Genomic DNA, 23,098 nt, shown 5'->3' with positions numbered 1-23,098 from the left:
GGCGGCGGGCGGCGGGCGGTGGGTGGCGGGCGGTGGGTGGCGGGTGGTCCGGGTGGGGTCGGGAATTCAGGTGAGGGTTACCGGGGGTTCGGCGAGGCGGGGGGTCAGCGGGGTGCGGGGGGTCAGCCAGGAGGCGGTCGGGGACTGGTCGGGGTTGAGCTGCCAGTCGTGGCAGACCCGGTCGACGGCGATCGGATAGACGGTCAGCGTGCCGTCCGGGTCGATCCGCATCCGCAGGAACGACTTCGAGTCCTCGATGCCCTGCCCGGCGAACAGTTCGTTGACGTTGACCCCGAATGCCCCCGCGACCAGCAGGTACCCGGCCACGAGTTGGGTGGCGACCAGCCCGATCACCGGACCGTAGACCACGGCGGCGGCGACCGCCGGCAGCGGCCACGGCCAGTGGTAGAACGGCAGGTGCAGCCAGGCCCAGGTGCCGGCGACCGCGAGCCCCACGTGCGCCAGGCCGTGACCGATGCCGAGCAGCCAGTGCCGGACGTGCCGTTTCCCGCCGGCGCTGGGCGGCTGGGCGAAGAACGCCGCGCCGAGCAGCGTCACCCCCAACATGATCACCAGCGGGACGCTGAACAGCCGCTGCTCGGTGCCGGTCCGGTTGGCCGCGACCCCGGCCATGGCGAGCATCAGCAGCGTGTGCAGGGTGCCGAGCAGGGTGCCGAAGCCCGGGTTGCGCCGGGGGAGCCGGTGGAAGATCCCCCAGCCGTACCGGCGGGAGCGGGCCGCGTCCGGGAATCGGGCCACCAGGTCGTACGCGCGGGTGCGGCTGGCCCGGCGGGACAGGGTGTCCTTCGGCGGCACCTCGATCCGCTCGGGCAGGGTGTGCGTCGGATACAGGTACGCCCCGCCCCCGCCACAGGTGATCAACTGCCGTTCCGGGCCAGCGTACCTGGCGTAGTGGTGCAGGTCGCCGGAGACCAGCAGCCGCACGTGCGCCCCGGTGGGCGCGATGATCGTCCGGACGAAGTAGTCGATCGAGTCGTACGCGGTGGGATGGTCGACGGACTTCACCCAGGTCGGCGCCGGCACCGCCAGGATCACCCGGGACTCCGGGCCGAGCCGGCGGGCCACCTCGTCGAAGTACGACAGCTGCGGGTCGTCCAGGTAGGACCCCGACTGGTCGTCCAGGCCGAGCAGCCACCACCCGGCCGGCAGTTCCACCGCGAAGTACGACCGGGACTGGCCGGTGCCCCAGCCGCCGAAGTTGCGGTCCCGGGAGCGGACGAAGAGCCGCAGGAACGCGGTCAGCCCGTCGTACCAGTCGTGGTTGCCGGGCACGGCGAACAGCATCGGCCGCTGCGGCGGGGCCACCGGCAGCGCCGCCTGGTACGGCCCCTTGCACCGGTCCTCGTACGCCTCGTAGGCCGCCGACGGGTAGACCTGGTCGCCGCCCATCACCAGGGTCTGCGCCCGGGGCAGCCGGTGCCCGTCCACGGTCAGCTCCGGCTGGGCCAGCAGGTACGCCACCGAGTACGTGGCGTCGAAGCCGTCGCCCAGGTCGGCCACGTAGTCGAGCCAGAGACCCCCGTCCGGGCCGACCTGCGTGCCGATCCTGGCGTCGAGTGCGTTCTGCAACTCCCGCTTGTCCAGGTACGCCCCGAACAGCATCGCCAGCAGGGTACGGATGCCGGTGCTGATCAGCAGGAACGGCGCGAGCCAGGGGACCGGTTTGCGGGGCGTGAAACCCAGCTCCACCGGATCGGTGCCGCGTGGCCTGCGGACGGCCCGCTCACCGGGGGCGTGCTCGGCGTCCGGGTCCGTTACGGGGCCGATCGGGTCGGCGGGACGTCCGGAGGTGGCGGGGCGCTCGGGGGTGGCGGGGTCGTCGCTCACCCGGGCAGCCTAGCCGTCCCGCCCGACACGGATGTCCCTTGATGTCCGGTCCGCCGGCGGGGAACCCCCTCGGTCCCGCCGGGGGGCGTGCCGTACACTTGGCGGTCGTTGCCGCCTTAGCTCAGTCGGCTAGAGCGACGCACTCGTAATGCGTAGGTCGACGGTTCGATTCCGTCAGGCGGCTCGGTGAGAAAGCCCAGGTCAACCGACCTGGGCTTTCCTGTTTGTGACCCCTGACGAGCCACCCCGGGACGGCCTTTCCCCGTCGTTGCGGGCGCGACTCCGCCCGCCCCGGTCACCGGGTGCCGGGGCGCCCGCGTAGCGCGTGGTAGGCGACTGCGAGGGCGATGCCGAGGACGACGATGACGACCTCGTGTGCCAGGTGGAGGTTCTTCGACAGGCTGGGGGCGCGGTCCGGGCCGATCGCCCAGAGCGCCAGTCCCGCCCCGTAGGCCGCGCCGAGCGCGCCGGCCCACCACCGCAGCGGGCGCAGAGCATCGTGGCGGAACACGGTGACCAGCGTGATCGCCACCGGGACGACGGCCACCATGGCGAACTGGCCGGCGACGAGGGCGGCAGCTGCCCAGGCGCTGCTGACGAGGGGCCGCGAGCGGGGCAGCACGCCCGGGGGCGTGGGTGTCGTCGGTGCGGGGGGCATGGCGGTTCCTTCCGGTACGAGGGCGGCGGGTGGTCCCCGCCGGGATTCAGGGGCGGGCGGCCGGATCGGTGCGTTCGGCGGCGGCCTTGAGGTCGGCCAGCCACGCCTCCAGCCCGTAGCCGAGGTAGGCGGTGGAGGTCGCCACGTCGGCCTCCACCTGGGCGCCGGTCCAGGTCTCCTCGGTGCGGACCAGCACCCCGCCGGTGACCTCGGTGAAGGTCCAGACGTGAACGCCGTTGTCGATGTGCAGGCCGTCGCCGACTCCCGGGCCGGCCCAGCGGACGCACCGGTAGGGCGTCAGGTGCGTCACGGTCGAGGTGATGGTCAGCGTCGTGGCCGGGGTCATCGGGGTTTCCGGGACGGGCGTGGTCCACCGGAACGCCGACCCCGCGCGCAGTTCGCCGTCGTCGAGGCGGGTGACGGAGGTGACCGGCGCCTGCCAGGAGGGCCAGTTCCCGACGTCGGTCTGCAGGTGCCAGACGGTGTACAGCGACGCGTCGACGAGCGTCTCGGTGCGGTACCGGATCCGGGCCGCCGGGTCGACGCCCTGTCCGTCGCAGGTGATCACCGGCTGGTTCGCGGTCGTTGCCATTTGTCTCCACCTATCTCACTTCTGCGACCTGGTGTCGCTGTGGTTACAGGCTATAACCAACGTGAGCTTCGGTCAATAGCGATGGTGATAGCCTGTAACTAACGTGAGAGCAGCGGTGGAGGGGTGGTCCATGAGTGCCGACGTGACCGGTCCGCGTGAGCGGTACCGCGCCCAGGTGCGGGCGGAGATCAAGCAGCGGGCCTGGGAACAGCTCGCCACGACCGGGGTGTCGGCGCTGTCGCTCAAGGCGATCGCCGAGCAGCTGGGCATGAGCGGCCCGGCGCTCTACCGGTACTTCGCCAGTCGGGACGAGCTGATCACCGCTCTGATCCGCGACGCGTACCGAAGCCTCGCCGACGCGCTCCGGGCCGCCGCCGACGCCGGGGCGGACGTCGCCGGGCTGGCGAACACCGTCCGCGCCTGGGCCCTCGACGATCCGCAGCGCTACCTGCTGATCTGGGGTACGCCCGTGCCCGGCTACCACGCCCCCGACGACACCACCGCGATCTCGACCGAGATCATGGCGACCATCGTCGACGCCTACCGCAGCCGCGACGTCCCGCCCTCGGGGCGACGGATCGAGACCCACCTCGACGACCATCGCGGCTGGGTCACGGACCCGACCGTGCCGGCCGCGACGCTAAGGGAGGCGCTGGCCTTCTGGACGCGGGTGCACGGCGTCCTGTCGCTCGAACTCGCCGGCCACTTCGCCGGCATGGGGTTCGATCCGGCACTGCTGTTCGACGACGAGATCGACGACCTTCTCGGCCGCTGAGCACCGGGGACGGGACACGCCACCACCGCCACCGGCCGCCGGGACGGGACGCGGCGCCACCGCCGCAACGGCACCGGTCGATGCCCGTTGTCCGGTACGGCTAAGGTCAACAGTCGGCTACCGTACGCATGCGAGGATGGGACCCCTCGATGAGATGTGCCTTCTGCGGCCGGTGGTGGCCGCTGCCCTGGTCGTGCGGCCGGTGCCGGCGTGACCGTCGTCGGATGCGCCGCGACTATCTGCGCCGCGCCGCCCCGCAGGACGCGCTGCGCGACCTGACCCGCACCGACCCGGACCGCTGACCGGCCAGCACGCCGCCCGGCGGGAGCCGGCGCGGGCGAGGGGGCGGGTCCCGCCGTGACTATCCTGGGCCCGTGCTGCCCCTGCCGCCCGGTGACTTCCGGGCCTACCTGTTCGACTGCGACGGCACCATCGTCGACTCCATGCCGGTGCACCACCTGGCCTGGCGGGCGGCGCTCGACGAGTGGGGCTGCGACCTGCCGGAGGACCTGTTCTACGCCTGGGGTGGCCGGCCGGTGGCCGACATCGTCGTCGACCTCAACGAGCGGCACGGGCTGGCCATGCCCGTCGAGGTGGTGGCCCGTCGCCGGGAGGACGCCTACCAGAGTTTCCTGCCGCAGCTCACCGCCGTTCCCGGGGTGCTGGCGCACATCGAACGGGCACACCGGCGGGTACCGTTCGCGGTGGTCTCCGGCAGCACCCGGGAGTCGGTGACCGCCTCCCTGTCCGCGCTCGACCTGCTCGACCGGTTCGACGTGCTGGTGTGTGCGGAGGACTACACGCGGGCCAAGCCGGACCCGGAGTGCTACCTGATGGCGGCGCGGCTGCTCGACGTACCGCCGGAGCAGTGCCTGGTGTTCGAGGACACCGACCTGGGGGTCGCGGCGGCGACGGCGGCGGGCATGGCCTCGGTCCGGGTCCCGCCGCCCTGGCAGCGCTGAACCGGGGCCGGGGATCCGGCCCGGCGGCACCGGCTCACCGCCGGCCCGGGGGACGCCGTCACCCCCGGTAGAGCTTCTCCGCGTACGCCGGGCCGTAGTAGCGCTCCAGGTCGGCCAGGCTCTCGGACGGCGTCTCCACCTCCTTGACCAGCCGGGCCCGGGACGGCAGCGCGTCCGGCTGCCAGGTCTCCGGCTGCCACAGTTCGGAACGGAGGAACGCCTTCGCGCAGTGGTAGAAGATCTGCTCGACGGCCACCTCGACGGCGAGCACCGGCCGGTGCCCCTGGACCAGCATGTCGTCGAAGTAGGGCGCGTCGCGGACCAGCTTCGCCCGCCCGTTGATCCGCAGGGTGTCCGTCCGGCCGGGGATCAGGAAGATCAGCCCGACGTGCGGGTTGTCGAGGATGTTGCGGTAGCCGTCGGCCCGCCGGTTGCCGGGCCGCTCCGGGATGGCGATCGTCCGGTCGTCGAGCACCAGCGCGAAGCCGGCCGGGTCGCCCTTGGGGGAGACGTCGCAGCTGCCGTCCGCGCCGGCCGTGGCGACCAGGCAGAACGGCGACGCGGCCAGCCACTGCCGGTCCCGTTCGTGCAGCACCGTGCGTTCCTTGGCCGCCGCCCGGGGCATCGGTGCCCCCAGCAGCGCGCGTAGCTCCTCGTGTGAGGTGATCTCCGCCGTCACGTCCGCCTCCCCCGTCCGTTGGTCCCGGTGGCGGGCGGTGGAGCACCGGCCGCCGTACGTCAGCCTAGGCGGGCGTGGCGAGCCCGGTTTGTCCCCCATGGCGGCGGGTACCGGCGCACCCCGCCCCGACGACGCAGTGGAGGACCGCGATGGAGAGCCGACTGAAGGTGCTCGGGCACCCGGTGCACCCGATGCTGGTGATGTTCCCGGTCGCGTTGCTGGTCACCGGCACCCTCTTCGACGTCGTGGACACGGTCGGCGGGCCCGACTTCCTCGCCGAGGTCGCGTACTGGAACCTCACCGTCGGCCTGGTCGGTGGTCTGCTGGCCGCGGTGGCCGGCGCGTTCGACCTGCTGGCCATCCCGGCCGGCACCCGGGCCAAGCGGGTGGCGCTCACCCACGCGGCGGCGAACGTCGCGGTGATCCTGCTCTTCGCCGCCGTCTGGGCGGTCCGGTTGAATGCCGACTCCCGGGCGGCCGGCGGCGCGCTGATCGCCATCGAGGTGGTCGGCCTGGCCATCCTCGGTGTCAGCGCCTGGCTCGGCGGGGAACTGGTCGACCGGCTGGGGGTTGGTGTCGACTCCGACGCCGGCCTGGACGCCCCCAGCTCGCTGCGGCCCGCCGCGGCCAGCCGACCGGTGGGGGAGGTGCGGTGAGCGAGCAGCCGGGCCGGGGCAGCCCTCAGCCGGGCGGGGACCCGACCGGTGAACTCCAGGCGCTGCGCGCCGAGCTGAGCCGGCTGGTCGGCGGCCGGGGCGCGTCGCCCGACGTCGAGCTGACCGAGGTCGCCGACGGCTGGCAGGTGGTCGTCCGGCTGCCCGGGGTGGCGCCGGAGGAGGTCGCCGTCGAGCTGGACGACCGGGAACTATGCGTCCGGGCCCGGTCGGAGGCCGAGGTCAACGCCGACCAGGGCATTCCCGGAGGGGTGGAGACCCGGGGCTTCGAGTACCGGGTGGACCTGCCGTCCCGGGTCGACCCCGACGCCATCGACGCGGTGATGGACCACGGTCTGCTCCGGGTGCACCTGCCCCGGGCGGCGCGACCCGCGCCGCGCACCATCACCGTCGGCCGCTCCGGCTACCCGCCCGGCCCCACCCGCAGCGGTACGCCCACCGGCGTGGACCCGGCGGCGGACCGGGAACTACACCACCCGCACACCACCGTCGACCCGCTCGACCGGCCGTAGGGCCCCGGTGGACAGCCCGACCCTGGGTGGCCCGCTGGGCGAGCGGGTGCCCGACGTGGCCCGGATCGCCGTGCTGCGGGCCAACGCGCTCGGCGACCTCGTCTTCCTGCTGCCCGCCCTGGACTCGCTGCGGGCCGCGTACCCGACGGCGGAGATCGTGTTGTTCGGTGCGCCGTGGCACGCGGAGTTCTGGCGGGACCGACCCGGCCCGGTCGACCGGGTGCTGGTCGTTCCGTCGGCCCCCGGCATCCGTGAGCCAGGCCCCGACGAGCCGCCCGGTTCGCTCGACGACTTCCTGGCCGAGGCCGCCCGGGAGGGCTACGACCTGGCGTTGCAGGTGCACGGTGGCGGGGCCAACTCGAATCCGGTGATGAGCCGGTTGGGGGCCCGGGTCACCGCCGGGCTGCGCGCCGAGGACGCCCCGCCGCTGGACCGCTGGCTGCGCTACGTCTACTACCAGCCCGAGGTGATCCGCTACCTGGAGGTGGTGGGCCTGGTCGGGGCGGACGCGGTCACCGTCGTACCGAAGCTCGCGGTGACCGACGCGGACCGGGCGCAGGCACGGGCGGTGCTGGGCGAGCCGGACCGGCCCCGGGTGGCACTGCACCCCGGGGCGAGCGACACCCGGCGGCGCTGGCCCGCGCGGCGGTTCGCCGAGGTGGCCCGGGTGCTGCACGACGACGGGTACGAGGTGCTGGTCACCGGCACCCCCGCCGAGCGGGCGGTGGTGGACGAGGTGGTCGCGGCGGCCGGGGTGCCGGTCCGTCCCCAGGTCGGCACGCTCAGCCTCGGCGGGCTGGTCGGCGCGTACGCGGGCTGCGCGCTGGTGGTCTCCAACGACACCGGCCCGTTGCACCTGGCCGGCGCGGTCGGTACCCCGACGGTGGGCGTCTACTGGGTCGGCAACATGATCAACGGGGCGACGCCGTTGCGCGCCCGGCACCGCCCGATCGCCGCCTGGACGACGCGCTGCCCGGTCTGCGGGGTCGACTGCACCCCGGGCATCTATCCGCACCGGCCCGGCGACGGCAACTGCCCGCACCGGGACTCGTTCGTCGCCGACGTGCCGGTGGCCGAGGTGCTCGAAGCCGCCGCCGACCTGCTCCGCCCCGACCCGGGCAGCGCCGCCGGCTGACGGCCTCAGCCGGTGGTCACGCCGGTCCACGGCCCCGGGCGGTCACGCCGGTCCACGGCCCCGGGCGGTCACGCCGGTCCACGGCCCCGGGCGGTCACGCCGGTCCACGGCCCCGGCCGGGCAGGGCCGGTCGACGGCCCCGGGCCGGGACGACCCTGGCGGGTCGCCGGCCGGTGCCGGCAAGGCTCAGGCCGGCTGGGGGGAGTCGGCGGCGACGACCTCCCATGCCTCGACGTCGCGTTCGGTCACGGTGGTCGGTGACTCCAGGTGGTAGGCGCCGCTGGGCAGCACACCCGCGCCGCCGTACCGGGCCAGTACCGCGAGCTGGGCGGCGACGTCCTCGCCCTGGTGGTTCGCCGGCACCCGCCGCCAGAACTCGAAGCCGCCCGCGTCGACCAGTGCCGCCCGGTCGTAGAGCACACAACCGCCGATCCAGGAGACCTTGTACGCCCGCCACGCCCCCGCCGGCAGGCCCAGCTTCTGCTGGACGTGCAGCAGGTTCGCGGCCGGATGGATGGCGGCCCGCTGCCACTGCGGGGTGTCGGGGCGGACCCGTTCCGGCACCACCGGCCCGGCCCACTCCTCGTAGTGCCGGTGCGTCTCGGGGCGGACGTCGTCGGCGTACGACAGGCCGTGCACCGCGTTGCCGACGAACCCGCAGCCCAACTCCCCGATCGCGGTGACCAGCCGGCCGAGGGTGCCCGGTTCGAGCCAGACGTCGTCGTCGAGGCAGAGCACGTACCGGGCCACCGACCGGTCCAGCAGGTACGCCCGGTGTTCGGCCAGCCCGCGCCGGGGCAGCCGACGGGTCAGCAGCACCGGGTGCCCCCGGTGGCGCAACGCCCGCACCATCGTGGCCGCCGCCGGGTGCGCGTACGCCGGGTCGTGGTCGGACTGGTCGCTGACCACCACCCCGAAGTCGGGGACCTCGACCTGGGCGGCCAGCCCGGCCAGGGTGACCGCCAGTTCGGCGGGCCGGTTGCGGGTCGGGATCAGCACGTCGAGCCGACGGGGTCGGCGGAACCCCCCGGCCGAGCCGAGGTCGAGCGGTCGGCTCACGTGGACCTGCCCAGGTGTCCGGCGGTCGGGGTCGGGGCGACCGCTGTGGATTCCGGGCCGGGTGCCGCAGGCGTACCGGCGGCGGGTCGTACCCGGTCGGCCGGCGGGTCGGTGGCGGTGCCCAGGCTGCTGGCGGCCTGGGCGCGGATCCGGTCGATGATCGCCGAGGTGGACCGGTCCGGCACGTAGCCGAGGGTGCGTACCTGACCGCCGAGCCGGCGGACCAGTGGTGCCTCGGGGACCATCTCCGGCGGATAGTCGCCGCCCTTGACGTACACGTCGGGGCGGACCGCCTCGATCAGGTCGGCCGGCGAGTCCTCCTCGAAGACCACCACGTGGTCCACGCAGGACAACGCGGCGAGCAGGGCGATCCGGTCCTCCACCGGGTTGACCGGCCGGTCGGCACCCTTGAGCCGGCGGACGCTGGAGTCGGAGTTGACCGCCACCACCAGCAGGTCGCCGAGCGCGCGGGCCTGTTCCAGGTAACGCACGTGGCCGGGGTGCAGCACGTCGAAGCAGCCGTTGGTGAACACCACCGACCGGCCGGCCCGTCGGTGGTCGGCGACGATCGCGTCCAGTTCGCCGGTGCCGACCAGCGTCGGGTGGGCGGTGCCGTCGGGTGCGCCGCCGAGCGCGTCGAGCAGGTCCTCCCGGCGGCACACGCAGGTACCGGTGTCCGAGACGGTGATGGTCGCGGCGAGCTGGGCCAACTGGGCGGCGGTGGGCAGCGACGCCTCGGCGGCCAGCGCGAGGGTCATCGCCGCCAGGTAGGCGTCGCCCGCGCCGACGGCGTGACTGGCCGGGACGGGTGTGCTGTGGCTGCGCCGGGGTGCGCCGTCCGGGCCGCCGACGATGGCACCCTCGGTGTCCAGGGTCACCGCGACCACGTCCGCGCCGGTGTGCGCCCGCAGCTCGGCCAATCGCGCCTGGGCCAGCCCGGCCCGGTCGACCCCCTCGCCGACGGTGGCGTTGACGGTCACCCCGGCCCCGGTCACGCTCAACCCGTCCCCGGTCATCGCGACCCGCCCCTCACCCGGGGTCGGCTCCCCGGTCGGGCCGGTGGCCCGGCCGACCCCGCCGGGGGCGGTGCCCACGACCAGCTCCGACGGCCCGTCGGCCGGATCGTTGGGCGGGTGGTCCAGGTGCAGGCCGGTGCCGCCGGTACGGGTCGGGGCGGGCGGCGCGCCGAAGCCGGCGGCGGCACGGGCCAGCAGCCGGGTCGCCTCGGCGAAGCTGGGGGTGACCACCGTCGGGTTCAGCCCCCGCCAGTCGGCGAGGTCGTGGGCGTCCAGGGCGACGGTGGCGTACCGGTGCCGGTGGGCGACCAGCCAGGCGCGGACCGGGGCGGGCAGCGCGCCGAGACCGTAGTCGCAGACCACCAGCGTGGGCGCGACCCCGCCGGCCACCGCCCGCAGCTCCTCGGTGGCGCAGTTCAGGGCGGTGAGCAGCCGGCCGACGCCGTCGTCGTCGAGCGGGTCGTCCGGGTCACCGGAGTCCTCCCGGAGCAGGATCTGGTTGCCGGCGAGCATCCGGCGTTTCACCGGCGTCGGCCGGTGCGGTTCGCTGACCGTACGGTCCCACACGCCGGCCCGGTCCAGGCAGTCGTGCAGTTCGTCGCCGGCCACGTCCGCGCCGACCGGGGCGACGAGCAGGGCCCGCCCGCCGAGGGTGGCGATGTTGACCGCCGTGTTCGCGGCCCCGCCGGCGGCGGTGATCCGTCGGCGCAGGGTGAGGATCGGCGCGGGGGCCTCCCGGCACAGCCGCTCCGACTCGGCGAAGCGCCACTCGTCGAGCATGGCGTCGCCGACGACGAGGACGGCGCGTTCCCGCCAGCTCTCCACGACGGTGGCGAGCCGGCGCTGTTCCGCTGCTGCTCCTGCCATGCCCACCGGGGTCCCCCGCCCCGACCAGGCCAAACCCACCGCCCTGGCCGGCGACCGGGGTCACGTTTCGGGCCCCGAGCCCCGGGAACCGACCAGAGGTATCCGGAGAGGGGAAAACCGACATGGCAGCCACGACATTGCAGGGCAAGCGGATCGCGTTCCTCGCCACCGACGGCGTGGAGGAGGTCGAGTACGTGCAGCCGCGCGAGGCGGTCGAGAAGGCGGGTGCGACCGCCGAGCTGGTGTCGCTCAAGCCCGGCACCATCCAGGCCTTCAACCATCTCGACCAGGCCAAGACGTACGACGTGGCGGTGACGGCGGCCGACGCGGACGCCGACGGCTACGACGCGCTGGTGCTGCCCGGCGGGGTGGCCAACCCGGACTTCCTGCGGACCGACCCGGACGCGGTCCGGTTCGTGCAGGCATTCTTCACCGCCGGCAAGCCGGTCGGGGTGATCTGCCACGGCCCGTGGACGCTGGTCGAGGCGGGCGTGGTGGCGGGCCGCCGGATCACCAGCTGGCCGAGCCTGCGTACCGACCTGACCAACGCCGGCGCGACCTGGGTCGACGAACAGGTGGTGACCGACGGCAACCTGGTCAGCAGCCGCAAGCCCGACGACCTGCCGGCGTTCTGCGCCGCGATCGTCGACCGGTTCGCCGCCGGCGACTGAGCCGTCCCGCGACGGGCACGCGGGGTCCGCCCGCGTGCCCGTCGGTGGGTCCGGGGCAGGTTTCCCCGGCCCGCAGGCATGTTCGCGGGGGAGCGGGAAAGAAGGCGGGATGACCGCCCAGACCCACGGCCAGCCGGTGCTCCAGGCCCGCCAGCTCCGCCTGTTGATGTTCGGCCTGATGACCGGCATGCTGCTGGCCGCGCTGGACCAGACCATCGTCGGTACGGCGTTGCCCACCATCGTCGGCGAGCTGGGCGGGATCGACCACTACTCGTGGGTGGTGACCGCCTACCTGCTCGCCTCGACCGCCTCCACCCCGCTCTACGGCAAGATGGCCGACCTGTACGGCCGCCGCCCCGTCTTCCTCTTCTCGATCGGCACGTTCCTGCTCGGCTCGCTGCTGGCCGGGCTGTCGCAGGACATGACCCAGCTGATCGTCACCCGGGGTGTACAGGGCATCGGCGCGGGTGGCCTGATGACGCTGGCGTTCACCATCATCTCCGACGTGGTGTCACCCCGGGACCGTGGTCGTTACCAGGGGCTGTTCGGGGCGGTCTTCGGCGTCTCCTCGGTGGCCGGGCCGCTGGTCGGCGGCTACTTCGCCGAGACCAACTGGCGGTGGATCTTCTATCTGAACGTGCCGCTGGCGCTGCTGGCGATCGTGGTCTGCTACCACGTGCTGCGGCTGATCCCGTTCGAGCGGCGGGAGCACACCGTGGACTGGCTGGGCGCGGCGCTGCTGGTCGCCGGGGTGAGCGCGCTGCTGCTGGCGTTGAGCTGGGGCGGCAACTCGTACGCCTGGGGCTCGGCGACGATCGTCGGGCTGTTCGTGGCGGGCGCGGTGCTCGGGGTGGCGTTCGTGCTCCAGGAGGCCCGGGTCGCCGAGCCGATCCTGCCGCTGGGGTTGTTCCGCTCGGCGACGTTCGCGCTGGCCAACTCGGCCGGCTTCGTGCTCGGTCTGGTGATGTTCGGGTCGATCATCTTCATCCCGCTCTACCTGCAGATCGTCAAGGGCGCCTCGCCCACCCGCAGCGGTCTGCTGATGCTGCCGATGATGGCCGGCATCATCGTCACCTCGATCGTGACCGGCCGGGCGATGAGCCGGATCGGCAGGTACAAGTGGTTCCCGGTGGCCGGTTCGGTGGTGCTGGTCGTCGGCATGCTGCTGTTCACCAGGCTTCAGGTGGACAGCTCGCTCTGGGCGGCGTTCGGCTACATGGTGGTGATCGGCGTCGGGCTGGGCCTGTGCATGCAGTCGCTCATCCTCGGCGTGCAGAACGCGGTGGACGTCCGGAACCTGGGCGCGGCGACCTCCTCGGCGACGTTCTTCCGGTCGCTGGGCGGCTCGTTCGGGGTGGCCATCCTGGGCGCGGTGCTCTCCACCCGGCTCGCCAGCGGGCTCGCCGACCGGCTGCCCAGGGCGATCGCCCAGCTCCCGCCCGAGCAGCGGGCGGCGGTGGCGGGCAGCGGCACGAACATCTCGATCAACGACCCGGCGACGATCCTCGCCCTGCCCGGTCCGGTCCGGGCGGCCATCCAGGCGTCCTTCGTCGAGTCGCTGCACCTGGTGTTCCTGACCACCGGCCTGATCGCGCTGCTCGCCGTGCTGGTCACCCTGGCCCTGCCGAACGACCAGCTCCGGGGTGCCGGCCCGCAGGGCGCGACCGGTGGCACCGACCCGCTCGGCGGCACCGCCCCCGCCCCCGGCGGCAAGCCCCTGACCAGGGAGTCCAAGGAGGAAGCCGCCGCCGACCTCAACGCCAAATCCCAAACCATGCTCTGACCCGCCCCCGCCTGCCCCGTCCGCGCCCCGCCCTGCCCGCGCCCCGCCCGCCTCGCCCCGGTGATCAAGAGGTTTACGTCAAGAATCGCGGCCGTGTTGACGTAAACCTCTTGATCAACTGACGCAAACCTCTTGATCACCGGGAAGGCGGCGGGGCGGATGGGCCGGGCGGGGCGGGCGGGGCGGGGCCGGCGGGGCGGGCGGGCGGCGGGAGGAGAGCGGGGGCGGGCGGGAGGGGGTTACTTGAGGATCAGGCGGTTGGTCTGGGTGAAGACGTCGAGGTCGGCGAGGGTTTCCGGGACCGACAGGGAGAGCGGGGCGGGGAACTCGTGCGGGTGCAGGAAGGCGGCGTCGGTCGTCTCGTCGGTGACCCGGGCCAGCTCGCCGTCCCACTCGTCGACCCGGAACGCGGTGGTGAAGATCTGGTAGGTGTGGCCGTACATGTTGGTGTGGGTGCGGTCCGGGCCGGTGTAGAGGGCGAAGGCGCTGACCCGCAGGGCGCGTAATCCGGTCTCCTCGCGGACCTCACGCACCGCGCAGTCGGCGATCGACTCGCCGAGTTCCATTGCGCCCGCCGGCAGCGCCCACTGGCCGTTGTCCGACCGGCGGATCAACAGCACCCGCCCGGCGTCGTCGCGCACCACGGCCCGGGCGCCGACGAACATCAGCGTCCGGTCGCCGGCCAGGGCGCGTAGCTGTCCCACGTACGAGTCGGCCCAGGAGATACTCACCCGGACAATCTACGCAGCATCTCGGTAACGGTCGGACGTTCCGGGGGTTCCCAACGTGTGACCGGCGACACTAGCTTGTCACCCATGCGTAGCACGATGATGGACGCCCCGCTTCAGGTCGCCCGGATCCTCGAATACGGTGCCACCGTGCACGGCACGGCCGAGGTGGTCACCTGGACGGGGGCCGAGCCGCGCCGGATATCGTACGCCGAGGTGGGGCGGGCGGCGGCCCGGCTGGCCCACGCGTTGCGCGACGAGTGCGGGGTTACCGGCGACGAGCGCGTTGCCACCTTCATGTGGAACAACACCGAGCACCTGGTGGCGTACTTCGCTGTGCCGAGCATGGGCGCGGTGCTGCACACCCTGAACATCAGGCTCTTTCCCGGCCAGGTCGCCTACATCGCCAACCACGCGCAGGACCGGGTGGTACTCGTCGACTCGACGTTGATCCCGCTGCTGGCCCGGGTGCTCGGCGAGCTGACCACGGTGCGGCACGTGGTGGTGGTCGGCGGGGGTGACCCCGAGCCGCTGCGGGCGGTCGCCGGTGACCGGGTCACCTTCCACCACTGGGACGACCTGCTGGCCGGCCGGCCCGAGCACTACGACTGGCCGGAGGTCGACGAGCGGGACGCCGCCGCGCTCTGCTACACCTCCGGCACCATCGGGAACCCCAAGGGGGTCGCGTACTCGCACCGGTCGATCTATCTGCACTCGTTGCAGGTGTGCCTGCCGGAGGGGTTCGGGCTCGCGCCGGGCCACCGGGAGCTGGCCATCGTGCCGATGTTCCACGCGATGTCCTGGGGGTTGCCGTACGCGGCGTTCCTCTCCGGCGCGTCGCTGATCATGCCGGACCGGTTCCTCCAGGCCGCGCCGATCGCCGAGATGATCGCCGCCGAGCGGCCCACCCTGGCCGGTGCGGTGCCGACCATCTGGAACGACCTGCTGGCCTATCTGGATACCCACGACGTGGACACCTCGTCGCTGAAGGAGGTGATCGTCGGCGGTTCGGCGTGCCCGCCCACGCTGATGCGCGCGTTCTCCGAGCGGCACGGCATCGAGGTGATCCACGCCTGGGGGATGACCGAGACGTCCCCGTTGGGGTCGGTGTCCCGGGCCCCGGCCGGGGTGACCGGGGAGGACGCCTGGCGGTTCCGCTACACGCAGGGCCGGATTCCGGCCGGGGTGGCGGCCCGGATCGTCGGCCCGCTGGGTGAGCCGTTGCCCGCCGACGGGACGTCCGTGGGGGAGCTGGAGGTACGCGGCCCGTGGGTGACCGCCCGGTACTTCGGTGACGACGCCCCCGACCCGGAGAAGTTCCACGACGGCTGGCTGCGTACGGGTGACGTCGGCATGCTCTCGCCGGACGGGTTCCTCACCCTCACCGACCGGGCCAAGGACGTGATCAAGTCCGGTGGGGAGTGGATCTCCTCGGTGGAGCTGGAGAACGCGCTGATGGCCCACCCGGACGTGCAGGAGGCTTGCGTGGTGGGGGTGCCCGACCATCGGTGGGGTGAGCGTCCACTGGCCACCGTGGTGGTCCGTGAGGGCGCGTCGACCAGTGTGGAGCAGCTCCGTGCGTTCCTCGCCGGTTCGGTGGCACACTGGCAGCTGCCGGAACGGTGGGCGGTCATCGACGCGGTGCCCAGGACCAGCGTGGGCAAGTTCGACAAGAAGGTGGTGCGTTCGCGGTACGCCGCCGGCGACCTGGAGGTACGGGAGCTGGCGGGGCCGTAACACATTTCGGCGACTCGTCGCCGATGGGGTAGGGACGTCACTCCTGAAACATCCCTCCCCAGGGGCGGCCCCGGCGTTCGCACCGCGCCGGGGCCGCCCTTCCTTGCGGGGTGACCCGCCATGCCATTGTTGCGAGAATTACTCGCGTCTGTCCGGGTGATTGCGAAATGTCCTCAGATTCACCGGTCGGCGGTGTCCGGAACTACTGCCCGGCGGTGTCCAGCAGCACCTTCCCCACCACCGCGTCCTCCACCGCCCGGTGCGCGTCGGCGGCCTGCGCCAACGGGAAACGGTGCAACGGCAGGCCGGCCTCACCGCCCACCCGTACCGCCCCCTGGGCGACCGCCGCCGCCACGTCGGTCACCGCCTGCGCCTTGGCCGCCTTCGGCGCGGTGTAGACCAGCACGAACTGCCAGCGGGCGTTCGGCGCCATCAACGGCCGGATCGGCAGGGTCACCTCGCCACCACCGTCGTCGGCGTAGACGCAGACCGCCCCGCCGGCCCGGAGCACCTGTACGTCGACGGCGGCGTTGCGGGCGGCGGAGACCTCCACGATCGTGTGCACCCCGTCGGGCGAGATCTTGCGGACCTCGTCGACCACGTTCTGCTTCCGGTAGTTGATCACGAAGGAGGCTCCGGCCGCCGCCGCGAGCTGCGCCTTCTCCGGGCTGCTCACCGTCGCGATGACGCAGGCGTCGGCCCAGCGGGCCAACTGGATCGCCGCGTTGCCCACCGCGCCGGCCCCGCCCTGCACCAGCACCACGTGGTCACTGAGCGCCCCCGCGTGCAGGGTGTCCGGCATGTACTCCCCGACGGTCAGGCAGCGGTGCGCGGTGAGGAACGGGATGCCCAGGCAGGCACCCAGCTCGAAGGAGGCGTCCCCGAGCGGCACGACCTGCCGGACCGGTACCACCGTGTACTCGGCGGCCGTACCCCACGGGCGCTGCCAGGCGGCCTCCCAGACCCACACCCGTTCCCCGGCGAGCCCCTGGTCGACCCCCGCGCCGACCGCCTCCACCACGCCCGCCCCGTCCTGCCCCGGGGTCTGCCAGCCGACCGGCAGCGGCTGCTGCCGGCGGCTCTTCCAGTCGGTCGGGTTCACCCCGGCCACGGCCAGCCGGACCAGCACCTCCCCCGGGCCCGGCTCCGGCACCGGCCGGTCGACCAGCCGGAGCACCGACGGGTCACCGGTGCGTTCGTACACGATCGTCTGCATGCCGTCTCCCTCAGGCCGCCGGTTTGAGCACCACCTTCGAGTAGCCCGCCTCGCGGCGGTCGAAACGCTGGTACGCGTCCGGCGCCGCGTCCAACGGCAACTCCTTGCTCACCACGAAACTCGGCGTGGCCCGCCCCGCCATGATCAGGTTCCGCAGGTACTCGTTGTAGGTCTTCACGTTGGCCTGCCCGGTCCCCATCCGCAGGCCCTTCTCGAACAGCTTGCCCATCTTGAACAGCAGCTCACCCTTGCCGGAGTGCTCGTCCGGCGCACCCGGGTCGTTGGCCAGGTAGAGGCCGACCACGCCGATCGCGCCGGTCGCCCGGACCACCTCGACCAGGCTGTTCAGCACCGCCGCCGGCTGCTCCGTGCCACCGGACCCGGTGGCCTGGTAGCCGACCGCGTCCACCCCGTGGTCGGTGCCCACCCCGTCGGTCCGGTCGAGGATCTGGGCGACCGGGTCCCCGGCCGAGAAGTCGATCGGGGTCGCCCCGATCGACTCGGCCAGCCGCAGCCGGTCCGGCACCTTGTCCACCAGGAACACCTCGGCGGCACCCATCAGGACCGCCGAGTACGCGGCCATCAGCCCGACCGGCCCACCACCCATCACGGTGATGTTCTCGCCCGGCCGTAGCCCGGTCATCGCCACCCCGTGGTAGCCGGTGGGGAAGATGTCGGCGAGCATCGCGTAGTCGTTCTCGTGCTCGGTGCCGGGCGGGAGCTTCAGGCAGTTGAAGTCGGCGAACGGCACCCGCAGGTACTCCGCCTGCCCACCCCGGTACGGCCCCATCGCCACGTAACCGTACGCGCCACCGGCGAAGCCGGGGTTGACGGTGAGGCAGAAGCCGGTCTTCTGTTCCCGGCAGTTGCGGCAGAACCCGCACGCCACGTTGAACGGCATCGACACCCGGTCGCCGACCCTGATCCCGCGTACCCCGGTGCCGGCCTCGACCACCGTGCCCATGTTCTCGTGGCCGAAGACGATGCCCGGTTCGGCGAGCGTGCGCCCCTCGTACATGTGCAGGTCCGAGCCGCAGATCGCGGTCGTGGTGATCTGCACGACGACGTCGTCCGGGTGCTCGATGCGCGGGTCCTCGACGTCGTTGACCGCCACCTCGTGCGGCCCCTGGTACACCACAGCTCTCATGGTCCCGACGCTAGGCGGCCCGGCCGGGTCACGGGGGCGGTTTCAGTCGAGCCGGTCCACCACCTCCGGGGTGAGGTCGTGCACCGAGGAGAGCACCGTCGCGGCCAGCTCCGCCGCGTCCGGGTCCAGCGGGTACGACCCGTGCGGCACCGCGATCACCCGCATCCCGGCGGCGGCGGCCGAGCGGACCCCGTTGGAGGAGTCCTCCACGGCGGCACACCGGGCCGGGTCGACCCCGAGCCGCTCGGCGACGGCCAGGTACACGTCGGGCGCGGGCTTGCCCCGGGCGGTCCGCTCGGTCGACAGGGTCACCCGGAAGTCGGCGGTGAGGTCCGCGGCGGTCAGCGCCGCCGCGATCAGCCGGGTCGGCGAGGAACTGGCCAACCCCAGCGGCCACCGCGCGGCCAACCGGCGCACCACCAGGTCGGCGTCGTCGATCAGCGGTACGCGCACCGCGTACCGCCGGGCCATCTCCTCGACGACGTCCACGGCGACCTGCTCGGCGCTGCGGTCGACGCCCAGCTCACCGCTGAGGTACTCGGCCCACTCGCCGGTGCTCATCCCCATCAGCCGCCGCTGGGTGTCGGGCTGCCAGGTGCCGCCCCGCGCCGCCACGTACGCCCGGCGCACCTCCTCCCAGACCGGCTCCGAGTCCACGATCACGCCGTCCAGGTCGAACACCACCGCATCCACCGTCACCCCGCCATCCTCCCCGACCCCGCCCGACCCCGGTCGCCCGGTGTCGGCGTGTGGTGGCCCCGTCTGAGTCAGTCCTCGTCGGCGGGGCTGGGCCGGTTCGTGGCGATCCACGCTGTTCGTCAACCAGCGCTGCCTCGCCGATCATGGAGTTGTGGTGGGTGACAAAACGCCCGTAAAACCCCAAAATCGGCACCACAACTCCATGATCGCCAAGCGGGCCCACCCTTCCTGTCGCTGGTTGGCCAGCCGCTCATGGGGTTGGCGCAACGGTGTTGCGACGGCCCTCCGGTGTCCTCGCCCTCTATCTGGGTGGGGCGTGAGTCGTGACCGGGCAGCTGAGGACCTGCGATGGCCACACTCCGCGCGGGGTGACCTGGTCCAGGTGGGCCGGGCCGCCAGCGTGCAGTTCGTCAAGCCCATCCGGTGCCGGGTCATCCGGGTGCTGGACTGGATCACCTACGACGGCTGGTGCCGGCTCGACGTCTACCAACTGGACGACAGGCGACGCGGTGGCCCGACGGTCGATCTTCGTGCAGCTGGCGGGGTTGGTCGTCCACCGACGGACCGCCCCCGTTCGGTCGGGCAGCAGCGGTGGTCCGGCTCGACCGTGCGGCCCGAACTCAGCGGTAGGCGGCGGCCTGGGTGCCGTAGAGGGTGGCGTACACGCCGCCGAGGCGGATCAGCTCGTCGTGGGTGCCCACCTCGCGCACCCCGCCGTCGCCGATCACGATGATCAGGTCGGCGGTGCGGACCGTCGAGAAGCGGTGCGACACGAACACCGTCACCCCGCCGCTGTCGGCGGCGACCCGGGCCGCCCCGTCGGCGTACCTGGCGAACAACCGGTGCTCGGCCTCGGCGTCCAGCGCCGACGCCGGCTCGTCCAGCACCATCAGCAGCGGGGCGTCGCGCATCATCGCCCGGCCGAGCGCCAACTGCTGCCACTGCCCGCCGGAGGCGTCCACCCCGCCGTCGGCGTGGCTGCGCCCCAGCCGGGTGTCCAGCCTGTACGGCAGCTTGTCGGCGACCTCGCTGTGCGCGCGGGCCAGGCCGGTGCGGACCGCGTCGTCGTCGGTGGCCCGGGGCAGGTCCCCGATGCCGACCGCCAGCCGGGCGGTCAGCTCCGGCCGCGCGTAGTCCTGGAACGCGGCGGTGGTCCGCGCCCGCCAGCCGGCCAGGTCCAGGTGACGCAGGTCGACCCCGTCGACCAGGATCGCGCCCCGGTCGGGTTCGTAGAACCGGTTGAGCAGCTTGACCAGCGTGGTCTTGCCCGCGCCGTTCTCGCCCACGACCGCCACGGTGCTGCCGGCGGGCAGCAGCAGGTCGACGTCACGCAGCACCGGTTCCGCCGCGCCCGGGTAGGTGAAGGTGACCTGCCGCAGCCGGATGCCCTCCAGCAGGCGCGCGGGCGGGAGCAGCGGCGTGGCGGGCGCGTCGGGCGGGGTGACCGGCTGCGGCACCAGCTCACGCACCTCGTCCAGGCGTTGCAGGGACCGGCCGCTGCGCGCCAGCTGCTGCGTGATCGTCACGGCGGCGGCGACCTGATGGTTGAGCTGCGAGGCGAGCATGATCGCCAACACCACGTCGCCGACGTCCGCCCGGCCGCGTACGGCGTCGCGGACGACCAGGACCAGGGCGGCGACGTAGCCGAGGGCGAACACCGCCTGCCCGGCGGCGCGCCACAGGCCGGCGGCCAGCTCACCGCGCCACAGCCGGGCGGTGGCGCGCTGCCAGTGCGTGGCGTAGCGCTGCTGGAGATGCCCCACCAGGCCCAGCAGGCGCAGCTCCTTGGCCGAGGCCGCGGTGGTGGTCAGCTCGAACAGGTGCCGGGCCTGCCGGGTGTCGACGACGCTGTCCGCACGGGCCCTGTCGGCGGCGGCCTCGGCCCGGCGACCGGCCAGCACCGGCAGCGCGGCCAGCAGCGGCAGCAGCACCAGCGCCGGATGGGTCAGGGTGAGCAGCACGGTGGTCAGCAGCAGGCCGACCGCCAGCGACCCCCCGGTCAGCAGCGCCTGGAGGCCCTCCCCGATGCGTTGCAGCTCGTCCTGGGCCAACGCCATCCGGTCGGCGTGCTCGGGCCGCTCGTGGTGGTCGAGGTACGGGGTGCCGTTGCTGATCTCGATGAGCTGCTCGTCGGTGCTGAGCACGTTGAGCTCGGACACCTCGAAGTACCCGATGTGGGCGAAGTGCGCGCAGGTCAGTGCCGCGATCGCGGCCACCGCGACGGCCAGCCCCGCCCAGGCCGCCGCCCCGGCCCGGCCGGCCGCCGCCGCGTTGGTGAGGTGCTTGAGCGCCACCGCGCTCGCCGGCACCGCCACCGCGTTGCCCGCCATCAACGCCAGCGCCACGGCCATCTTGCGCCGGTCCTGCCGCCACGACAGCCGCAGCAGCCCGGTGATCGCTCGCAGCATCGCTCAGCCCACCCGCTGCGCCAGCGGACCGGCGCCCTCGTCGGTCTCCCGGTCGGCCCCGCCGGTGTCCCGGTCCGCGTCGTCCTCGGCGAACCGCTCCGCCTGGAGGGTGAACATCGCCGCGTACCGGCCGCCCGCCGCCATCAGCTCGTCGTGGCTGCCCTGCTCGACGACCCGCCCCCCGTCGAGCAGGACGATCCGGTCGGCCAGCCGGACGCTGGACAGCCGGTGCGAGATGAGCACCGTCGTGCGGCCCCGGGTCAGCTCGGCGAACCGGGCGAAGAACTCGGCCTCGGCCCGCACGTCCAGCGCCGCCGTGGGCTCGTCCAACACCAGCACGGTGCTCCCGTGGTAGAGCGCGAACAGGGCACGGGCGATGGCGATGCGCTGCCACTGCCCGCCGGACAGGTCGACCCCGCCGTCGTACGCGCGCGACAGCAGCGTGTCCAAGCCGTCCGGCAGCGCGTCGAGGGTGTCGAGCAGCCCCGCCGCCTCCGCCGCGCGGCGGATCCCGGCCCGGTCGTCGAGATGCTCCACCGCGCCGAACCCGATGTTGGCCGCCACCGACAGCTCGTAACGGACGAAGTCCTGGAACACCACGGCGATCCGCCGCTGCCAGTCCCGGGCCGGCAGATCGGCGAGGTCGACGCCGTCGGCGCGCACCGCACCGGCATCCGGCGAGTAGAGCCGGGCCAGCAGTTTCACCAGGGTCGTCTTGCCCGCGCCGTTCACCCCGACCAGGGCGGTGCAGCGTCCGGCGGGGATGTGCAGGTCCAGACCGTCGACCACCGGCGCGGTCGCGCCCGGGTAGCCGAAGCGCACCCCGGTGAAGTCGATGGCCGGGGCGGCGGTGGCGGGCGGCCCGGCGCGGCCCCGGTCGGCAGGTTCCGGGTAGCGGGCCATGGCCTGCTCGAACGCGGTGATGGCGGTCTCGGCGTTCATGCCGTACTGGGTCTGGGTGTCGGAGTCCGGGTAGAACTCGCCCAGCCGGATCAGGGCCAGCACCGCCTGCAACACCAGCGCCAGCGCGGCCAGGTCGTACGCCCCGTCGGCGGCACGCACCCCGGCCAGCGCCAGCACCGCCGCGACGCCGACCAGCCCCACCGCCGTGTACGCCAGGTAGGGCCGCAGGTAGATCCGGCGGCGCTCGGCCCAGACGGGAGCCAGGGCCCGGCGGTAGACCTGCCGGTAGCGTTCGGTCAGCCAGCCGGTGAGCCCGAAGACCCGCAGCTCCTTGGCGGCGGCCGGGCCCATCGCCAGCCCCCGCAGGTAGCGGCTCTCCCGGCGCAGGGCCGCCACGTCGCGGATGACCCGGGCGTAACGCCGCAACCCGCCACGCTGGCCGTGCCGGAACAGCAGCACCACCGCCAGCATGACCGCCGCCGCCCACGGCCCCAGCACCACCGCCACCACCACCGTGAACCCGGCGACCTGGGTGTACGGCCCGACGAGGGCGATCAACCCGGCGTACGCGGCACCCGGGGTGCGGAACGCGAACCGCAGCTCGTGCCCGGCCTCGCCCAGCTCGTCCAGCACCGCCGGGTCCTCCAGCGGGGTGATCTCCCGGGTCGACAGCGACGCCTGGATGAGCCGCCGGTACATGTGCCCGTCGACGCGGCGGCTGAGCTGCTCGGCGACGGCCTTCTGCGCCGCCTCCGCCAACTGCGCCACGATCAGCGCCGCTCCGGCGACCGCAAGCGGCCACCACACCCCGGCCGCCCCGGCGGTGCCGTGCAGCACCGGGCCGATCCGGCCGACGGTGGTGCTGACGGCGATCGCGAAGACGACCGGCAGCACCCCCCGGGTCACGCTGAGCGCCAGCGCGACGGCACTCCAACCGGCTCCGGCGGCGGGCCACTGCCGGGCGATGCGCAGCCGGGCGGCGACGGCCGCACGCCACGGCCCGACGCCGGAGGGGGAGGCGGTCATCAC

Annotated in this window: 21 protein-coding genes, 1 tRNA gene and 1 pseudogene; 11 read left to right on the top strand and 12 right to left on the bottom strand. The window is 73.5% G+C overall.

The window, feature by feature from the left end; all coding sequences use genetic code 11:
• Nucleotides 1-66: 66 nt before the first annotated feature.
• Nucleotides 67-1,788 carry a metallophosphoesterase family protein gene (locus ACWCHM_RS25425; protein WP_204958966.1) on the bottom strand — a complete coding sequence of 574 codons (1,722 nt, stop codon included), beginning with the start codon at nt 1,786-1,788 and terminating at the stop codon, nt 67-69.
• A 170-nt stretch (nt 1,789-1,958) separates the two neighbouring features.
• On the opposite strand from ACWCHM_RS25425, the gene ACWCHM_RS25420 reads away from it, so the two are divergent.
• A tRNA-Thr gene (locus ACWCHM_RS25420) sits at nt 1,959-2,032 on the top strand.
• A gap of 111 nt (nt 2,033-2,143) precedes the next feature.
• Here ACWCHM_RS25420 and ACWCHM_RS25415 read toward each other — a convergent pair.
• A complete protein-coding gene (locus tag ACWCHM_RS25415) occupies nt 2,144-2,506 on the bottom strand; it encodes a hypothetical protein (RefSeq protein WP_454220130.1) in 363 nt (120 codons plus the stop codon).
• Nucleotides 2,507-2,552: 46 nt separating this feature from the next.
• The gene (locus tag ACWCHM_RS25410) at nt 2,553-3,098 is read right to left on the bottom strand and encodes an SRPBCC family protein (protein WP_204958773.1); all 546 of its coding nucleotides are present in this window, start codon (nt 3,096-3,098) and stop codon (nt 2,553-2,555) included.
• Between the two features lie 130 nt (nt 3,099-3,228).
• Here ACWCHM_RS25410 and ACWCHM_RS25405 point away from each other — a divergent pair, with 130 nt between their 5' ends.
• The 3 genes from ACWCHM_RS25405 (at nt 3,229) to ACWCHM_RS25395 (ending at nt 4,835) form a co-directional block, all read left to right on the top strand.
• Nucleotides 3,229-3,873, top strand: a complete 645-nt coding sequence (locus ACWCHM_RS25405; protein ID WP_204958774.1) for a TetR/AcrR family transcriptional regulator — start codon at nt 3,229-3,231, stop codon at nt 3,871-3,873.
• A 149-nt stretch (nt 3,874-4,022) separates the two neighbouring features.
• Nucleotides 4,023-4,175, top strand: a complete 153-nt coding sequence (locus ACWCHM_RS25400; protein WP_204958775.1) for a hypothetical protein — start codon at nt 4,023-4,025, stop codon at nt 4,173-4,175.
• Nucleotides 4,176-4,247: 72 nt separating this feature from the next.
• A complete protein-coding gene (locus ACWCHM_RS25395; protein WP_454220129.1) occupies nt 4,248-4,835 on the top strand; it encodes an HAD family hydrolase in 588 nt (195 codons plus the stop codon).
• A gap of 58 nt (nt 4,836-4,893) precedes the next feature.
• On the opposite strand, the gene ACWCHM_RS25390 is transcribed toward ACWCHM_RS25395, so the two are convergent.
• Nucleotides 4,894-5,514, bottom strand: coding sequence for a pyridoxamine 5'-phosphate oxidase family protein (locus ACWCHM_RS25390; RefSeq protein WP_204958776.1), 621 nt, complete (start codon nt 5,512-5,514; stop codon nt 4,894-4,896).
• 149 nt (nt 5,515-5,663) lie between these two features.
• Between ACWCHM_RS25390 and ACWCHM_RS25385 the strand changes: the two genes are divergently transcribed.
• Genes ACWCHM_RS25385 through ACWCHM_RS25375 form a run of 3 tightly spaced genes read left to right on the top strand, consistent with a single transcriptional unit; the run spans nt 5,664 to nt 7,835 of the window.
• A complete protein-coding gene (locus ACWCHM_RS25385; RefSeq protein ID WP_454220128.1) occupies nt 5,664-6,170 on the top strand; it encodes a DUF2231 domain-containing protein in 507 nt (168 codons plus the stop codon).
• Nucleotides 6,167-6,700, top strand: a complete 534-nt coding sequence (locus tag ACWCHM_RS25380; protein ID WP_454220127.1) for an Hsp20/alpha crystallin family protein — start codon at nt 6,167-6,169, stop codon at nt 6,698-6,700. Before ACWCHM_RS25385 ends, ACWCHM_RS25380 begins: the two co-directional genes overlap by 4 nt.
• 7 nt (nt 6,701-6,707) lie before the next feature.
• Nucleotides 6,708-7,835, top strand: a complete 1,128-nt coding sequence (locus ACWCHM_RS25375; RefSeq protein WP_204958779.1) for a glycosyltransferase family 9 protein — start codon at nt 6,708-6,710, stop codon at nt 7,833-7,835.
• 186 nt (nt 7,836-8,021) lie between these two features.
• Here ACWCHM_RS25375 and ACWCHM_RS25370 read toward each other — a convergent pair whose 3' ends face one another.
• Both ACWCHM_RS25370 and rfaE2 read right to left on the bottom strand, forming a co-directional pair.
• Nucleotides 8,022-8,894 carry a glycosyltransferase family 2 protein gene (locus tag ACWCHM_RS25370; protein ID WP_454220126.1) on the bottom strand — a complete coding sequence of 291 codons (873 nt, stop codon included), beginning with the start codon at nt 8,892-8,894 and terminating at the stop codon, nt 8,022-8,024.
• Nucleotides 8,891-10,777, bottom strand: coding sequence for a D-glycero-beta-D-manno-heptose 1-phosphate adenylyltransferase (gene rfaE2 / locus ACWCHM_RS25365; protein ID WP_454220125.1), 1,887 nt, complete (start codon nt 10,775-10,777; stop codon nt 8,891-8,893). The genes ACWCHM_RS25370 and rfaE2 overlap by 4 nt, the downstream gene beginning before the upstream one ends.
• 122 nt (nt 10,778-10,899) lie before the next feature.
• Between rfaE2 and ACWCHM_RS25360 the strand changes: the two genes are divergently transcribed.
• Both ACWCHM_RS25360 and ACWCHM_RS25355 read left to right on the top strand, forming a co-directional pair.
• Complete coding sequence (locus tag ACWCHM_RS25360) at nt 10,900-11,448, top strand: type 1 glutamine amidotransferase domain-containing protein (protein WP_204958782.1); 549 nt, start codon at nt 10,900-10,902, stop codon at nt 11,446-11,448.
• Nucleotides 11,449-11,557: 109 nt separating this feature from the next.
• Nucleotides 11,558-13,231: an MDR family MFS transporter gene (locus ACWCHM_RS25355; RefSeq protein WP_454220123.1), complete on the top strand. Its 1,674-nt coding sequence runs from the start codon at nt 11,558-11,560 to the stop codon at nt 13,229-13,231.
• Nucleotides 13,232-13,470: 239 nt separating this feature from the next.
• Here the strand turns inward: ACWCHM_RS25355 and ACWCHM_RS25350 are convergent, their stop codons facing one another.
• Nucleotides 13,471-13,962, bottom strand: a complete 492-nt coding sequence (locus ACWCHM_RS25350) for an NUDIX domain-containing protein (protein ID WP_364312357.1) — start codon at nt 13,960-13,962, stop codon at nt 13,471-13,473.
• 84 nt (nt 13,963-14,046) lie between these two features.
• Here ACWCHM_RS25350 and ACWCHM_RS25345 point away from each other — a divergent pair, with 84 nt between their 5' ends.
• Nucleotides 14,047-15,696, top strand: coding sequence for a fatty acid--CoA ligase (locus ACWCHM_RS25345; protein WP_454220122.1), 1,650 nt, complete (start codon nt 14,047-14,049; stop codon nt 15,694-15,696).
• A 202-nt stretch (nt 15,697-15,898) separates the two neighbouring features.
• Here the strand turns inward: ACWCHM_RS25345 and ACWCHM_RS25340 are convergent, their stop codons facing one another.
• The 3 genes from ACWCHM_RS25340 to ACWCHM_RS25330 are packed head-to-tail and all read right to left on the bottom strand — an operon-like array spanning nt 15,899 to nt 18,758.
• A complete protein-coding gene (locus ACWCHM_RS25340) occupies nt 15,899-16,912 on the bottom strand; it encodes an NADPH:quinone reductase (protein WP_454220120.1) in 1,014 nt (337 codons plus the stop codon).
• Between the two features lie 10 nt (nt 16,913-16,922).
• The gene (locus tag ACWCHM_RS25335; RefSeq protein ID WP_454220119.1) at nt 16,923-18,059 is read right to left on the bottom strand and encodes a glutathione-independent formaldehyde dehydrogenase; all 1,137 of its coding nucleotides are present in this window, start codon (nt 18,057-18,059) and stop codon (nt 16,923-16,925) included.
• 42 nt (nt 18,060-18,101) lie between these two features.
• Entirely contained in the window at nt 18,102-18,758 is a 657-nt protein-coding gene (locus tag ACWCHM_RS25330; protein ID WP_454220118.1) for an HAD family hydrolase, read from the bottom strand.
• Between the two features lie 343 nt (nt 18,759-19,101).
• On the opposite strand from ACWCHM_RS25330, the pseudogene ACWCHM_RS25325 reads away from it, so the two are divergent.
• Nucleotides 19,102-19,363 (top strand): annotated as a pseudogene (locus ACWCHM_RS25325) (hypothetical protein); the annotation flags it as partial.
• 15 nt (nt 19,364-19,378) lie between these two features.
• Here ACWCHM_RS25325 and ACWCHM_RS25320 read toward each other — a convergent pair.
• Together ACWCHM_RS25320 and ACWCHM_RS25315 are read right to left on the bottom strand one after the other, a co-directional pair.
• Entirely contained in the window at nt 19,379-21,166 is a 1,788-nt protein-coding gene (locus ACWCHM_RS25320) for an ABC transporter ATP-binding protein (RefSeq protein WP_454220117.1), read from the bottom strand.
• A 3-nt stretch (nt 21,167-21,169) separates the two neighbouring features.
• Nucleotides 21,170-23,095, bottom strand: a complete 1,926-nt coding sequence (locus ACWCHM_RS25315) for an ABC transporter ATP-binding protein (RefSeq protein ID WP_454220116.1) — start codon at nt 23,093-23,095, stop codon at nt 21,170-21,172.
• Nucleotides 23,096-23,098: the final 3 nt, after the last annotated feature.

Source organism: Micromonospora sp. SCSIO 07396 (assembly GCF_053667945.1).
The sequence above is the reverse complement of the archived record's forward strand: the minus strand, read 5'-3'. Positions and strand labels throughout refer to the sequence as shown.